Origin of the sequence: Paenibacillus sp. FSL K6-4396, from assembly GCF_038002525.1 — a bacterium.
GTDB classification, from domain to species: domain Bacteria; phylum Bacillota; class Bacilli; order Paenibacillales; family Paenibacillaceae; genus Paenibacillus; species Paenibacillus amylolyticus_B.
This window is the reverse complement of sequence record NZ_JBBOCR010000001.1, coordinates 4379075-4393126: the sequence shown is the minus strand read 5'-3', so window position 1 is coordinate 4393126 and position 14052 is coordinate 4379075. Positions and strand designations below refer to the sequence as shown.

Here is a 14052-nt window from a genome sequence, read left to right as displayed (position 1 = left end):
AATTCATTTTGCAAAGATTTCTTTTGAGTAGAAATGGATTCAACGATATGATCCAACATAGCGAGGAGATGCAGTCAATATGAGTGAAGTAATCAGAGTTGCCGTGATCGGAGCGGCTGGCCGTATGGGCCGTGAAGTTGTGAAATTGGTACTTCAGGACCCGGAATTGGAGCTTGCAGCGGCTGTCAACCGCTCCGGAGCAGGCACGGATGCAGCAACCCTTGTTGGTTTGCCAGAGTGTGGGGTGCTGGTGACTGATGATATCGAAATGGCTTTTGCCGAAACAAAACCGCAGGTTATGGTTGATTTTACAGTACCACAATTTGCGTTTGCACATACTGAGATCGCGATCCGTCATGGAGTCAGACCTGTCATGGGTGTTACCGGCTTCACGCCGGAGCAGATCGAACAGTTGGACAAGCAGTGCCAGGACAAAGGAATTGGAGGGCTTATTGCCCCTAACTTCTCGATTGGTGCCATTTTGATGATGCGATTCGCAGCACAGGCTGCCAAACATATGCCAAATGTGGAGATCATCGAATATCACGGGGATCAGAAGCTGGATGCTCCTTCCGGAACTGCGATCAAAACAGCGGAACTGATTGCTGCCAATCGGGAAGAACTTCGTCAAGGTAATCCAAATGAGGAAGAAACGATTGAAGGATCACGGGGCGGGTATTACAATGGCTTCCGAATTCACAGTGTACGATTGCCTGGCGTATTCGCGCAGCAGGAAGTTGTTTTCGGAGACTATGGACAGTCACTCAAAATTCGGCATGACTCCTACGAGCGCGCAGGTTATATGCCTGGTGTTAAGATTGGTGTGCAAAAGGTTATGGAATATACAGGAATGATCTACGGATTTGACCACTTTATCGACTAAAGGAGATTGTCATGTTGAAAATAGCATTTATCGCCCATGATCGTAAAAAAGAAGAGATGGTTAATTTCGTGACGGCATATGAGCCTGTTTTTACGGACCATCAATTATATTCTACAGGAACAACAGGCCTTCGTATTATGGAAGGAACATCTCTGAAGATTCATCGATTCGAATCAGGCCCACTGGGCGGAGATCAGCAGATTGGAGCTTTGGTTGCGCAAAATGAGATGGATCTGATTATTTTCTTGCGCGATCCATTGATGGCACAACCTCACGAGCCGGATATTAATGCGTTGCTACGTCTTTGTGATGTGCAGGGAATTCCCCTTGCCACGAATATCGCAACCGCTGAGATTCTGGTTAAGGCTCTGGATCGTGGTGATTTTGCCTGGAGAGAGCTGGTACATAAGTACAAGCCGGAGGCTGGATTGAATTCAGGTGATTCCGAATGAGTCTGGATATTCTCATCTTTGGAGCACATGCAGACGATGCGGAGATTGGTATGGGTGGAACGATTGCCAAACATACCGCTGCTGGCTTGAAAGTAGGCGTGTGTGATCTGACTCGTGCTGAGATGTCTTCCAACGGAACAGTAGAGCGCAGAACCGAGGAAGCGGAGCAAGCCTCCCGCGTCCTCGGTCTTTCGTGTCGAACGAATCTGGGGCTTCCTGATCGTGGCTTATATCTTACGCCTGAACATGTACAGGCGGTGACGGCTGAGATACGACGTCATGCCCCTCGGATGGTGTTTGCTCCGTATTGGGAAGATCGTCATCCGGATCATGTCAATTGCAGTAAGCTTGTGCAGGAGGCTGTATTTAACGCCAAGCTTCGCAACTACATGCCGGATATGCCTGCCGTGCAGGTGAAGGAACTTTATTTTTACTTTATTAATGACATCGGGCCTACGGATTTGATTGTCGATATTACGGAACACTATGAGCAAAAAGAAGCTTCATTGCTCTCTTATCGTTCCCAATTCGAACTGGGAGACGGAGCGGTCTCGACGCCATTGAATCAAGGGTATATTGAACGTGTAAGAGCCCGTGATTCCTTGCTCGGACAGCGTAGTCTCATCCCGTTTGCAGAAGGTTTTGCTACAATTACACCTTACGTGGTTCATCAATTTGGCTCGGGTGCCCAATAAACGATTTCACATTTTACGTTTAATGAAACGAAGGGTTTCATTATTACATTGCAAGATATCAACCTGCATGAAGCGGGAGATCAAAGGAGCGTCCACAGGATGGATAAAAAGCTAAAAATCGGCATCACCTGTTATCCGTCCCTCGGCGGGTCTGGCGTTGTCGCAACGGAGCTGGGCAAATTACTTGCCGAACAGGGGCATCAGGTTCATTTTATTGCCAACAGTATCCCGTTCAGACTGGGTACGTTCCAGAAAAATATTTTTTATCACGAAGTTGAAGTAAATGATTATTATGTTTTCCGTTACCCTCCGTATGACCTGTCACTGGCAACAAAGATGGCTCAGGTGGCTAAGTCACAGCAGCTGGATCTGCTGCATGTTCATTACGCCGTTCCACACGCAGTATGTGCCTTTCTTGCGAAACAAATGGTAGGGGACGGCCTTAAAGTGGTTACCACGTTACATGGAACGGATATTACGGTTCTGGCTCAGGATGAATCTCTTAAGGATCTGATCCGTCTAGCCATTAATGAAAGTGACGCGGTTACTGCCGTATCACAAGATTTGATTCGGGAAACGGTCGAATTGCTGGATATTCAGCGTCCAATCGATCTAACCTATAATTTTATTGACAAACGAATATATTATCCGCGGGATGCTGCCAGTCTGCGAAGAGACTTTGCTGCGCCCGACGAAAAAATATTAATGCACATCTCCAATTTCCGACCGGTGAAGAGAACTCAGGATGTGGTAGAGGTCTTCCGTCAGGTACAGGAGCAGGTTCCTGCCAAACTGTTATTTGTTGGTGAAGGACCTGATTTGCCGAAGATGCAATGGAAGATTAATGATCTCGGCTTGAATGATAAAGTTCATTTCCTTGGCAAACAGGATGACATTGCTCAGGTCATTTCCATGGCTGACGTGTTGATGCTTCCATCGGAGAAGGAAAGTTTCGGACTTGTGGCGCTTGAAGCAATGGCTTGTGGCGTACCTACGATCGGTTCACAGGCCGGAGGAATTCCGGAACTGGTCTTACATGGTAAGACGGGATTCTTATCCGCGATCGGGGATACACAATCCATGGCCGAGAACACCATCCGTTTATTGACGGATGATCGTTTGGCTGCTGAGTTCAGGGAAGCATGTCTTCAGCGCGCGCATCACGACTTTTGCAATGATGCTATTCGGCATGAATATGAACAGATATATTACCGGGTGTTGGGAAGGGAAGTTCCGAATCTGAAGCCGATTTGCGGTTAATCATTTCTTAGACGAAATCATACTGTGCATACCACAACAGGCAAGAGAAGAGGTGATATGTGGTGGTTCAATGGACACAGGTTGATCGTGAAATGGCAATGCAAAGTGAGAATGTACTCACAACATTAAACAAACATGGCTACAAGGCATATTGGGTAGGTGGTTGCGTTCGTGACGAATTGCTGGAACGAGTTGTAGACGATATGGATATCACGACATCTGCTTCTCCTCAGCAAGTCATGGAACGGTTTGACGATTGTATTCCTACAGGTTTGCAGCATGGTACGGTTACCGTTCGTTCAGGCGGTTATTACTTTGAAGTGACCACATTTCGAACAGAATCCGAATATCAGGATAATCGCAGACCTGCTGCGGTTCAATTTGTTCAGGATATCAAGGAAGATTTACAGCGGCGCGACTTCACGATGAACGCTCTTGCTATGGACGTCACTGGGACAATCGTTGACCCATTCGGTGGACAGGCAGATATCAAGGAAGAGCGAGTCAGATGTGTAGGTTCTGCGATGGAACGATTTGGTGAAGATGCACTGCGGATGCTCCGCTGTGTCCGGTTTGCATCGGTATTCGATTTCAAAATTGCTCATAATACGTGGAAGGGTCTTGTAAGGCAGAAGGACCTGCTTCAACATATAGCGATGGAACGGGTACGGACCGAGATGGTAAAAATGATGTCGGGACCGCATCCATTAAGAGGGTTGGAACTGCTATACAGAAGTAATGCGCTTGCGCATATCAAAGCGCCGATAAGCTCGGCCCGATTCAACAAGATGTTGTTATCCAATCTGGAACAGCTGTCAGGTGAGCATGTGTTGCTCCGTTGGTCACTTATTCTGATTGCTGGCGGTTATAGCAAGGACGAAGCAGACGTATTATTACGTCAGTGGACATTCTCCAATGAACATCGTTCTCGTATAACAGGGGTCCTTCAGGTGGAGCAGTTGATTCATACTTCCGTTCAGGAGCAGAAGGATACGGTCAGTCTCCGTTCCGATTGGATTGTTACTGTTCTGGCTTGTGGTGTTCAGGCGGCAGATGATTGGCTTAGAATACAGTCTACACTGCCAGCAGGATGGCGGAATCAATCCGAACAGGCAGAAATGCAGGTTGTTTTGGTTCAAGAGCTTGCAGCCGAATGGAGTCAATCGATTTCTGTGCATGACTTAAAAGAGCTGGATATCACAGGGGAACAAGTGTTACAAATGGTGCAGCGCAAAGGCGGGCCTTGGCTGGGGCAACTGATGAAACATTTGTTACGAGAAACAGCGATTGGAACGATAGCGAATCAGCATGAAGCACTAAGTGCAGAAGTGAAGCGGGTGGTTCAAGATGACCAAACATGAAGATCTGTTACATATGTTATTAAATGCAGAAGGACGATTCGTATCGGGTGAAGAGATTAGCCGTAATCTGTCCATCAGTCGGACCGCTGTGTGGAAACATGTGAACAAGTTGCGAGACATGGGGTATGAGTTTGAAGCTGTATCCCGCAAAGGATACCGTCTGGTAACGAAGCCGGATAGCATTGATGCTACTGGCCTCCAATTGGCACTGGATACAACCGTATTTGGCCGTAAGGCTGTTTTGTTGGCCTCGACCCTGTCTACGCAAGGGGATGTTCTCAAGCTAGCTGAGCAAGGGCAGGCAGAAGGTGCTGTGGTCATTGCGGAAGAACAAACAGGAGGAAGAGGACGTTTCGGTCGACAGTGGTTCTCTCCTCCGGGTAAAGGAATCTGGATGAGTGTTCTGTTACGCCCTGATCTACCACTTCAGCACACGCCGCAGCTAACTTTATTAACAGGGGTGGCTGTATGTCGTGCCGTTCGAGCTTGTTCAGGAGCTGATGCAGGCATCAAATGGCCAAATGATCTGTTGATTGATGGACGCAAGGTATGTGGCATATTGCTTGAATCCACGGTGGAAGATCATGAAGTCAGATACTGTATTGCAGGTATAGGTGTTGACGTGAATTTTGATCCCGAGGATTATCCGGGAGATCTGACAACTATAGCTACTTCACTCAAGATGGAGACGGGGCAATCCGTAGATCGCACCAAACTAACGGCTGCCATTCTGACGGAGCTTGAACAGTTATATTTTTTGTATCAAAAAGAAGGATTTGGCGTAATCTCAGCCCTATGGGAGGCCCTGTCCGTATCGATGAATCGAGAGATTACAGTGACGAATCCTCATGGTGTCATTGAAGGGAAGGCAATCGGTCTTGACCCTTCTGGAGCACTTATCGTGGAGAAGCACGATGGAGAACATACACTAATCATCTCTGGTGAGATTTCCTGGAAATCATAAACAATTTGTCGAATTTTCACTGGTAAAATGAACATAAGACGTGAAGTTTGAGCAGAACTTTGGTATACTGTGTTCGTGAGGCGATATCGGCTAATGCAGACCGAATTGCACTCCCGTAACAGTAACCTTTGTTCTGCTTTGATGTGTTTTATATAAGCAGACCGTAGTGCAAGAATGAAATACGTTTAAGTGAGTTGTTGGATTCTGCTCTGAGCCGAAGAGGACCGAGACAGAAGGGACGATCGCAAGTGACTCTTTTTTGACTTTTCGGGACTTTTTAGTGGAAAACTAAAAGGTTTTTTTGTTGCGTTTATTTGAAAAGAAGAAAGGAGCCATGAGAGAAAATGGCGAACAAACAAGCATTGAATATTGTGAAAATGAAAAAATATAAGCAGGATGGCGTGCCGCTTACCATGATCACGGCTTACGATTATCCAACAGCACTCCTAGCAGAGGAAGCAGGTATCGATCTGATCCTGGTTGGCGATTCACTTGGCAATGTAGTACTGGGTTATAATTCGACGCTTCCTGTGACCATCGACGACATGGTGTACCACACACGTTCCGTTGTGCGCGGTGCTGAGAAGACATTTATTGTGGCTGATATGCCTTTTATGACGTATCATGGCAGCGTGGATGAGACGCTTAAGGGTGTACGTCGACTGATGCAAGAGGGGCATGCCCATGCGGTTAAAATGGAAGGCGGAGTTGAGATAGCGGACACCGTCAGAGCAGTCGTGCAAGCAGGTGTGCCGGTTCTTGGACATATCGGACTGACACCTCAATCGGTTAATCAGATTGGTGGTTACCGCATTCAGGGCAAGGATGCAGCGGATGCGAAACGTCTGATGGACGAAGCCAAGGCCTTGGAAGCTGCTGGTGCGTTCGGTATTGTGCTTGAACTGGTTACGGAAGAAGTTGCACGGGCGATCTCGGAGGAACTATCCATCCCTACCATCGGAATTGGAGCAGGACGAGGCTGTGATGGTCAGGTACTGGTATTCCATGATGTGGTTCAATACGCTTCTCCGTATACGCCCAAACGTTTTGTCAAAACCTATGGAGATGTGGGTACATTAATCAGAACCAGCATCGAAGCTTACGTGAAAGAAGTGAAAGATCGTTCGTTCCCGGCCGAAGAGCATGTATTCAATGCTGCGGATGGTGTTTTGGATCAACTGTACGGCGGACAACGCAAGGAAAAGGTGGGGAGTAACTCATGAAAGTATTACGGACAATCGCAGAGTTAAGACAGGAACTAAGCTTGAAGCGTCAAGCGATTCGGTCCAATACATCCGTTGTAGGTCTGGTACCAACAATGGGTTATCTTCATCAAGGTCATGCAAGCTTGATGCAGGCAGCCAGACAACAGAGCGATATCGTGGTATTAAGCATATTTGTTAATCCGATTCAATTTGGCCCTAATGAAGATTTTGACAGCTATCCGCGGGATGAAACCAGAGATGTGGAAACAGCACGCTCACAAGGAGTGGATATCGTATTTATTCCCTCTGTGGAAGAGATGTATCCACAGGCAACGCAAACGACGGTATCTGTCTCAAAACTGACGGATCGCTTATGTGGTGCTTCCCGTCCGGGTCATTTTGATGGGGTAACAACTGTAGTCTCCAAGCTCTTCAACATCGTACAGCCACAGCGTGCATTTTTTGGTATGAAAGACGCTCAGCAGGTTGCGGTCATTCAACAGATGGTGAATGATTTGAATATGTCCGTAGAAATTGTACCCTGTCCAATTGTTCGCGAAGAGGATGGGCTTGCCCTCAGCTCACGAAATGTCTATCTTAGCGCTGAACAGCGTACACAGGCGTTGGTTCTGTCGAAGGCACTGCGTGCAGCTCAGGAAGCCGCAGATACAGGTGCAGCTATAAACGCCGCAGATATCCGTCGTATTCTGCACGAGCAGATTGCAACCTCACCACTTGCGGTTATCGACTACGCCGAGATTCAGGCTTTTCCAAGCCTGGAGCCGCTCGCAGATCAGGAAGAAGTTCAAGGACGTGATGATCTGCTCATTGCACTTGCGGTGAAATTCGGAAAAACAAGATTGATTGACAATATAAGGTTGCAAAAATCGGAGGTACTGTCCCATGTTTAGAACACTGATGAAATCCAAAATTCACCGGGCTACGGTAACGGAAGCCAACTTGAACTATGTGGGTAGCATTACCATAGATGAAGATTTGATGGAAACATCCGACTTGATGGAAAACGAAAAAGTGCAAATCGTGAACAACAACAATGGTGCACGTCTGGAAACTTATGTGATTCCAGGACCACGCGGAAGCGGGGTCATATGTCTTAACGGCGCAGCTGCACGTCTGGTGCAGCCTGGAGATAACGTCATTATCATTTCTTACGCCATGATGTCGCAAGAAGAGGCAAATACTCACAAACCAACCGTTGTGTTTGTAGATGGACAGAATAAACCTGTACAAACAATGAAACAGGAAGTCCACGCAACAATTATGTAATCGACTGGTAAGGAGAATGAAATCGGCCCTTGAAGCAAAAAATGAGTACAGGTCACTGCACTAATCCATTTTTTCAAGGGTGGGGATGCATCGATGTTCCAGCATGTTTTCGCAGAAATGAACGACATGTTAGATGAAATTATCAAGAGCTATCCTTCCGCTGAAGGCCTAAACAAACAGGAATTGCTGCAAAAGTGGAATTTGCTTAAGCGGATGAGTGACGGAATGCTGGATGAATGGCTGATGTTTGAAGAAAAGATGAGCCAGGTGAGGGAGCGGGAGATGGATAAGCCTACTTCCCTTGAACCGGAACAGGAAGCTGTTACTGCTCTGCCTGAACTCCATCTGGAATGTTTCAGTCGAGGTCAGGGCTATTTCAAATTACAGATGTATCCGCAGGCGATCATGCAGTTCTCCCGGGTTGTGACCGACCATCCGGAGAGTGCATTGACACGTTTTTACCTGGCGCTCGCGTATCTGAATCTGGAACAAATGGCGGAAGCCGGGACACATTTGCAGCAGATCATGTACCTTAAGGGTTCTCCTCGATTAAAAGGGCTTGTATGTAACGCCCTGGGCTGTATTCAAGCCAAGCTTGCGAATCCCGAAGCTGCATGCTCACTCTTTGCACAGGCCCTTCAGTATGACCCGACATTGACCGAACCACTGTACAACATGGAAGCTTGCAGGTTGAACAGGGGAAAATTGCAATATGCTAATCAGCTGACGACCCTTCATTAAGCGGGAATTCGGCGACAAAAAACGGTGTTCCCTCCTTTGGCATAGCGGCGGGGACACCGCTTTTTTGTCAGTTAATTTTCAAATCCCCTTTTTTTTGCTATGCTGTAACATAGACTGGAATGGAAGGGACCGTACATTGCAATGAAATTTGCCGTATTGGATTTCGAAACAACCGGCACGCAGTCCGACGGTGAGATTATACAGGCCGGACTTGCCATCATAGATCATGACTACAGCATAACTCAAATATATAGTTCTTATGTGAACCCTGGTGTACCGATTCCCCCGTTTATTTCGGGGTTGACGGGTATTACCGATGAAGATGTGGCGGACGCTCCTTCACTTGAAGAGATGATGATGGAGATGGTTCCGCTGCTTAATGATGTGGTGCTTGTTGGACACAACGTCGCTTTTGATTTTCACTTTTTGCAGAATGCTCTTGACCGTTGCGGGTATTTGCCGTTCACTGGCCGCATTCTGGACACGATTGATTTTCTGAAGATTACATTCCCATCACTGGGTTCTTATCAACTTGGTTATGTGTCTTCCGAATTTGGATTTCAACATGATCGCCCTCACCAGGCAGACAGTGATGCACTGGCGACAGCCTATGTGCTGCTCAAATGTCTGGATGAGTTAAAGGAATTACCGCTCATAACGATTCAGCGCCTCAGTGATCTGTTTGCACCAGAAGACAGTGACTTGGGTTGGTTTTTGGACGGAATGCGCAGTGAGAAGGAAGCAGAGCCGATTCAGGATCTGGACGGACATACCTATTATCGTCAGCTTGCTCTTAATGTAAGTGATTGGACTGATATAGGTGCACCACGCGATGAGCGGGAGGCTAACCCCCTCGATAGTGTAAGCTTCGAACAGTTTATGGACCAGGTTCGGGAGAACCTGAAGGATACGCTGGATCATTACGAAGAGCGTGAAGCGCAGACTCAGATGTTCAGCAGTGTAAGGCAAGCCCTGGATGAAGAGAAACATCTCTTGATCGAAGCAGGAACAGGCACTGGTAAATCTCTGGGTTATCTCTTGCCTGCTATTTACGAAAGTGTGAAGCAAGAACAGAAAGTTATGGTCAGCACGCATACAATCAACCTGCAGGAGCAATTGAGAGAGCGGGACATTCCGATGCTGACTCAAGTGGTTCCGTTCCCGTTTAAGGCTGCTGTATTCAAAGGGCGTGGACATTACCTGTGCCTGCGCAAATTTGAACACAAAATCAATAAACGTGAATTCGCCACACCTAAAGAGGATTATTTCACAGCTGCTCAGATGATTGTCTGGCTTACGCAGACCGAAACCGGAGATGATGAGGAACTTAACCTTAGCGGACGCGGAGGGGACTTCTGGGAGACGGTACAGAGCGAATCTGAGTCTTGTCTGGGAAGATCATGTCCATGGTTCCGCAAATGTTTCTACCATCGTGCCAAACATGAGGCCGGGTTGTCTGATATTGTAATCACCAATCACTCCAAATTATTTACGGATGTGAAAGCCGCGCATCAGCTGCTGCCAGCCTATGAGAGTCTTGTGATCGATGAAGCACATCATCTGGAGGATGTCGCTGGTAAACATCTTGGAATGCATATGAAATATTTCACCTTGGTTCATACACTGACCCGCCTGTTTAAAGACAGTCGTAATGGACAGCTGCCTATGCTTCGTTCGCAGTTATCCGGGCATGAAAATTCGGTGCAATGGGGTTCCATGGTGGATCAGATGTTCCCGCTCGCTCTTGAAGTTAAGGAGCTGTGGGATCGTATGAGTGATGCCTTGTTCGGTCTGTTGCCTGAACGAAGTGATGCTTCACCGGGAGAGACGGGGCAATTTTCCCTGCGTCTGAAAGCTTCTCAGAAACCTGCAAAATGGCAGGAGTTGCAGGATCTGGAGAACCAGATCTATGTGACTCTGGGCGATTTGGTTCGCAAAGGGGACAAATTGCTGCTTGAAGTGAAAGAGGATCAGGATGATTATCAATCGGATAGTCTGATTACGGACATTACAGGATTGCTGAAAGATCTGACCACATTGAAGGAGAATCTGCGTTTCTTCATGCGTATGGATGATGCCAAAACGGTGTACTGGATGGAAGCCAGTGGTCAATTCCGCAGCAAATCTCTCCAGCTGTATGCTGTACCTGTAGATGTCAGTGCACAACTTAAGGATTTATTTTTTGATAAAAAGAAAAGTGTTGTGCTTACATCGGCTACGCTTTCGGTAGATAAATCATTCCAGTTCATGATTGAACAGCTTGGCTTGCAGGAAGCTTCCGAGAATAATCGGTTGTTAACGTCGATGCTGCCATCACCTTTCAACTATCGCGATCAGGCACTTCTGGTGATTCCGCGTGATTTCCCGAGTGTGAAGGGTAGTGTGGGTGATGCGCACTTTGTTAATATGCTGGTGCAATCACTTGCAGAGACGGCAATTGCCACGCGTGGACGCATGATGGTTCTGTTTACTTCATACAAGATGTTGCGACAGGTCTATGATCCGCTGAAGGAGGCGCTATCTGGTAACGACATCTCGTTGCTTGGGCAAGGCGTTGACAGTGGAAGCCGCTCTAAGCTGACTCGCAGGTTCCAAGATGCCAAAGCTACGGTACTTCTGGGTACAAGCAGCTTCTGGGAGGGTGTAGATATCCCGGGAGAGGCGCTAACCTGTCTCGCTATTGTGCGACTGCCTTTCCAGCCACCGAATCATCCGTTGGTGGAAGCCAAGAGTGAGTTGCTTCAGGAACAGAAGAAAAATCCATTCATGAAACTGTCCGTGCCGCAAGCGGTCATTCGTTTCAAGCAGGGATTTGGCCGGTTGGTGCGTACAGCGAAGGACAGAGGAATTGTCATTGTTTATGATACACGGGTGATTGAAGCGTACTATGGTAAATTCTTTTTATATTCATTACCTGGTCCCAAAATGGAGCATATGCTCACGGAGCAAATGGTTCCACGAATTACCGAGTGGTTAGAAAAACCTGTTAATGAACAAGAATAATGGTTGTTTTGTTCGTTATATCATTGCATGAGACTATCGTTTGGCGTTAAACTTTATTAGATATTTCCGTATCCGATTAAAGCAGTTGCACGTAAGAACTTATAACCTAAATTACAAGGAGCATTCTGTATAAAATGTCATGTTTATCTTTGAGTTTATACAGAATGCTCATCTTTTCATCTATTATTTTATCGTGGCCTTGGTAAGGGGGAGCAAGAATGAAATCGGATAAAATTTCGGAAGCGGTGGTACGACGTCTGCCTGTATACTTGCGTTATTTGAACGAGTTACATCAGCGTGAGGTGGCTACTGTTTCTTCTCAAGAGCTTGGACAGAGGCTGGATCTGAATCCGGCCCAAATTCGTAAAGACCTGGCTTACTTCGGTGATTTTGGTCGTAAAGGGATCGGGTATGATGTATCCTATTTGATCGAGAAAATTCGTCACATTCTCAAAATCGATCAGCAAATTAATGTAGCTCTGGTAGGAGCGGGTAATCTCGGTCAAGCCTTGTCCAACTACAATGCATATCTGAAAGACAACATGAAGATTGTTGCTGTATTTGATGCATATGGACCGAAGATTGGTAGTCAAATTAACAGTTTGACGGTAAAACCAATGAATGAATTGACGGAAGCGGTTAAAACAGAAAACATCCGCATCGGAATTATCACGGTTCCGGATACGGAAGCCCAAAATGTAGCCGATCAGCTTATTGAATCCGGAATCGAAGCGATTCTTAATTTTGCACCAACCATTCTAAAAACACCGCCGCATATCCGCATTCACCATGCTGACTTTACAACGGATCTGCTTAGTTTGGCCTATTACTTGGAGACTGGAAAGGACGACGAGGAAGATGACAACAAATAGATGGGTAATTCACAACGGCAAATTTGCCGTTAATGAAGGTGGCACAACATGGAACGTGGTTCAAGGATACATGGTTGTCGAGGATGACAAGATTGTGCATATTGGTGAGACATTGCCGGATGGAGACAAAAATTGTACCAAAGTGGATGGAAAAGGACTGTTCTTCCTGCCGGGTCTGATCAATACGCATGGTCATGCAGCAATGTCGTTGCTCAGAGGGCACGGAGATGATCTTGCGTTGCAAGTATGGTTGCAGGAAAAAATGTGGCCGATGGAAGCGAAAATGACTTCACAAGACGTATATTGGGGAACTTCGCTATCGGTGCTTGAAATGTTGAAAGGCGGAACTACAGCTTTCCTGGACATGTACGATCACATGGATCAAGTTGCCAAAGTTGTGGAGCAATCCGGCGTTAGAGCAGCACTGGCACGTGGTGTAATCGGGCTGTGCTCGGAAGAAGAGCAACTGCGGAAACTGGAGGAGTCGGCAGCGTTTGCACGTGAGTGGAATGGACAGGCAGATGGTCGCATTACAACTGTAATCTCGCCACACGCCCCATATACATGCCCTCCTGACTACATAGAGAAGCTTGTGCAGGTCGCGAACGACCTGAACCTTCCTCTCCATACACATATGTCTGAAACGCTTCGTGAAGTGGAGCAGAACGTGGCTGATTATGGACTGCGTCCTGTGGCACATCTGGAGAAACTGGGCTTTTTCTCACGTCCATCCCTGGTTGCACATGCTGTGCATCTGAATGACGAAGAGATTGAGATTCTGGCCCGTCATGATGTGGCTGTATCCCATAACCCGGGAAGTAACCTGAAACTTGCTTCCGGTGTTGCGCGGGTACCAGCGTTACTGAAAGCAGGAGTTACCGTGTCACTCGGAACAGACGGACCGGCAAGCAACAACAACCTGGATATGTTCGAGGAAATGAGACTGGCTGCATTGATCCACAAAGGTGTATCTGGTGACCCGACGGCTGTGCCAGCAGGCGAAGCGTTACTCCTCGGAACGTCATACGGTGCCAAATCCATTTTCTTGAACAATACCGGAGCACTTGAGGTCGGCATGAAGGCTGATTTTATCGCTCTTGACATTGAACAGGCACATTTCTATCCACATACAGACCTGATCTCACATACGATCTACTCGGCTTCTGCCAAAGATGTTGAGCACGTATGGGTGGATGGAAAACAAGTGGTCAAACACGGCGAATGTCTGACGCTGGATGAAGAACGCATTTTGCGTGAGGCTCAATTGGCATTTGATGGTCTGCTTGCTCGTAAATTGCAGGACAGAGCATCATAGGGAAAGGAAGTTCG

The 14052-nt window shown here is 47.1% G+C and carries 13 protein-coding genes; all 13 read left to right on the top strand.

Features of this window, described 5'->3' with window-relative positions; translation table 11 throughout:
- Positions 1–79 precede the first annotated feature (79 nt).
- Positions 80–883, top strand: a complete 804-nt coding sequence (dapB, locus tag MHB85_RS18935; protein WP_341073421.1) for a 4-hydroxy-tetrahydrodipicolinate reductase — start codon at positions 80–82, stop codon at positions 881–883.
- 11 nt (positions 884–894) lie between these two features.
- Positions 895–1335 (top strand): methylglyoxal synthase, encoded by a 441-nt coding sequence (gene mgsA / locus MHB85_RS18930; RefSeq protein WP_017687735.1) that lies wholly within the window; start codon positions 895–897, stop codon positions 1333–1335.
- Positions 1332–2030 carry a bacillithiol biosynthesis deacetylase BshB1 gene (gene bshB1 / locus MHB85_RS18925; protein WP_036607631.1) on the top strand — a complete coding sequence of 233 codons (699 nt, stop codon included), beginning with the start codon at positions 1332–1334 and terminating at the stop codon, positions 2028–2030. The genes mgsA and bshB1 overlap by 4 nt, the downstream gene beginning before the upstream one ends.
- 99 nt (positions 2031–2129) lie before the next feature.
- Complete coding sequence (gene bshA, locus MHB85_RS18920; RefSeq protein WP_091018005.1) at positions 2130–3290, top strand: N-acetyl-alpha-D-glucosaminyl L-malate synthase BshA; 1161 nt, start codon at positions 2130–2132, stop codon at positions 3288–3290.
- A gap of 62 nt (positions 3291–3352) precedes the next feature.
- Complete coding sequence (locus MHB85_RS18915) at positions 3353–4651, top strand: CCA tRNA nucleotidyltransferase (RefSeq protein ID WP_256975206.1); 1299 nt, start codon at positions 3353–3355, stop codon at positions 4649–4651.
- Positions 4638–5615 (top strand): biotin--[acetyl-CoA-carboxylase] ligase, encoded by a 978-nt coding sequence (locus tag MHB85_RS18910; RefSeq protein WP_091018004.1) that lies wholly within the window; start codon positions 4638–4640, stop codon positions 5613–5615. Before MHB85_RS18915 ends, MHB85_RS18910 begins: the two co-directional genes overlap by 14 nt.
- A gap of 344 nt (positions 5616–5959) precedes the next feature.
- Positions 5960–6838 carry a 3-methyl-2-oxobutanoate hydroxymethyltransferase gene (gene panB, locus MHB85_RS18905; protein ID WP_036672039.1) on the top strand — a complete coding sequence of 293 codons (879 nt, stop codon included), beginning with the start codon at positions 5960–5962 and terminating at the stop codon, positions 6836–6838.
- Entirely contained in the window at positions 6835–7731 is an 897-nt protein-coding gene (gene panC, locus MHB85_RS18900) for a pantoate--beta-alanine ligase (RefSeq protein ID WP_341073420.1), read from the top strand. The genes panB and panC overlap by 4 nt, the downstream gene beginning before the upstream one ends.
- Positions 7724–8107 (top strand): aspartate 1-decarboxylase, encoded by a 384-nt coding sequence (panD, locus tag MHB85_RS18895; RefSeq protein ID WP_017687742.1) that lies wholly within the window; start codon positions 7724–7726, stop codon positions 8105–8107. The genes panC and panD overlap by 8 nt, the downstream gene beginning before the upstream one ends.
- Before the next feature lie 93 nt (positions 8108–8200).
- Positions 8201–8848 (top strand): tetratricopeptide repeat protein, encoded by a 648-nt coding sequence (locus MHB85_RS18890; RefSeq protein ID WP_091017999.1) that lies wholly within the window; start codon positions 8201–8203, stop codon positions 8846–8848.
- Positions 8849–8989: 141 nt separating this feature from the next.
- On the top strand, positions 8990–11851 hold the full coding sequence (gene dinG, locus MHB85_RS18885; RefSeq protein WP_341073419.1) for an ATP-dependent DNA helicase DinG: 2862 nt from the start codon (positions 8990–8992) through the stop codon (positions 11849–11851).
- Positions 11852–12069: 218 nt separating this feature from the next.
- On the top strand, positions 12070–12723 hold the full coding sequence (locus MHB85_RS18880; RefSeq protein ID WP_036607616.1) for a redox-sensing transcriptional repressor Rex: 654 nt from the start codon (positions 12070–12072) through the stop codon (positions 12721–12723).
- Positions 12710–14038, top strand: coding sequence for an amidohydrolase (locus MHB85_RS18875; RefSeq protein WP_341073418.1), 1329 nt, complete (start codon positions 12710–12712; stop codon positions 14036–14038). Before MHB85_RS18880 ends, MHB85_RS18875 begins: the two co-directional genes overlap by 14 nt.
- Positions 14039–14052 lie beyond the last annotated feature (14 nt).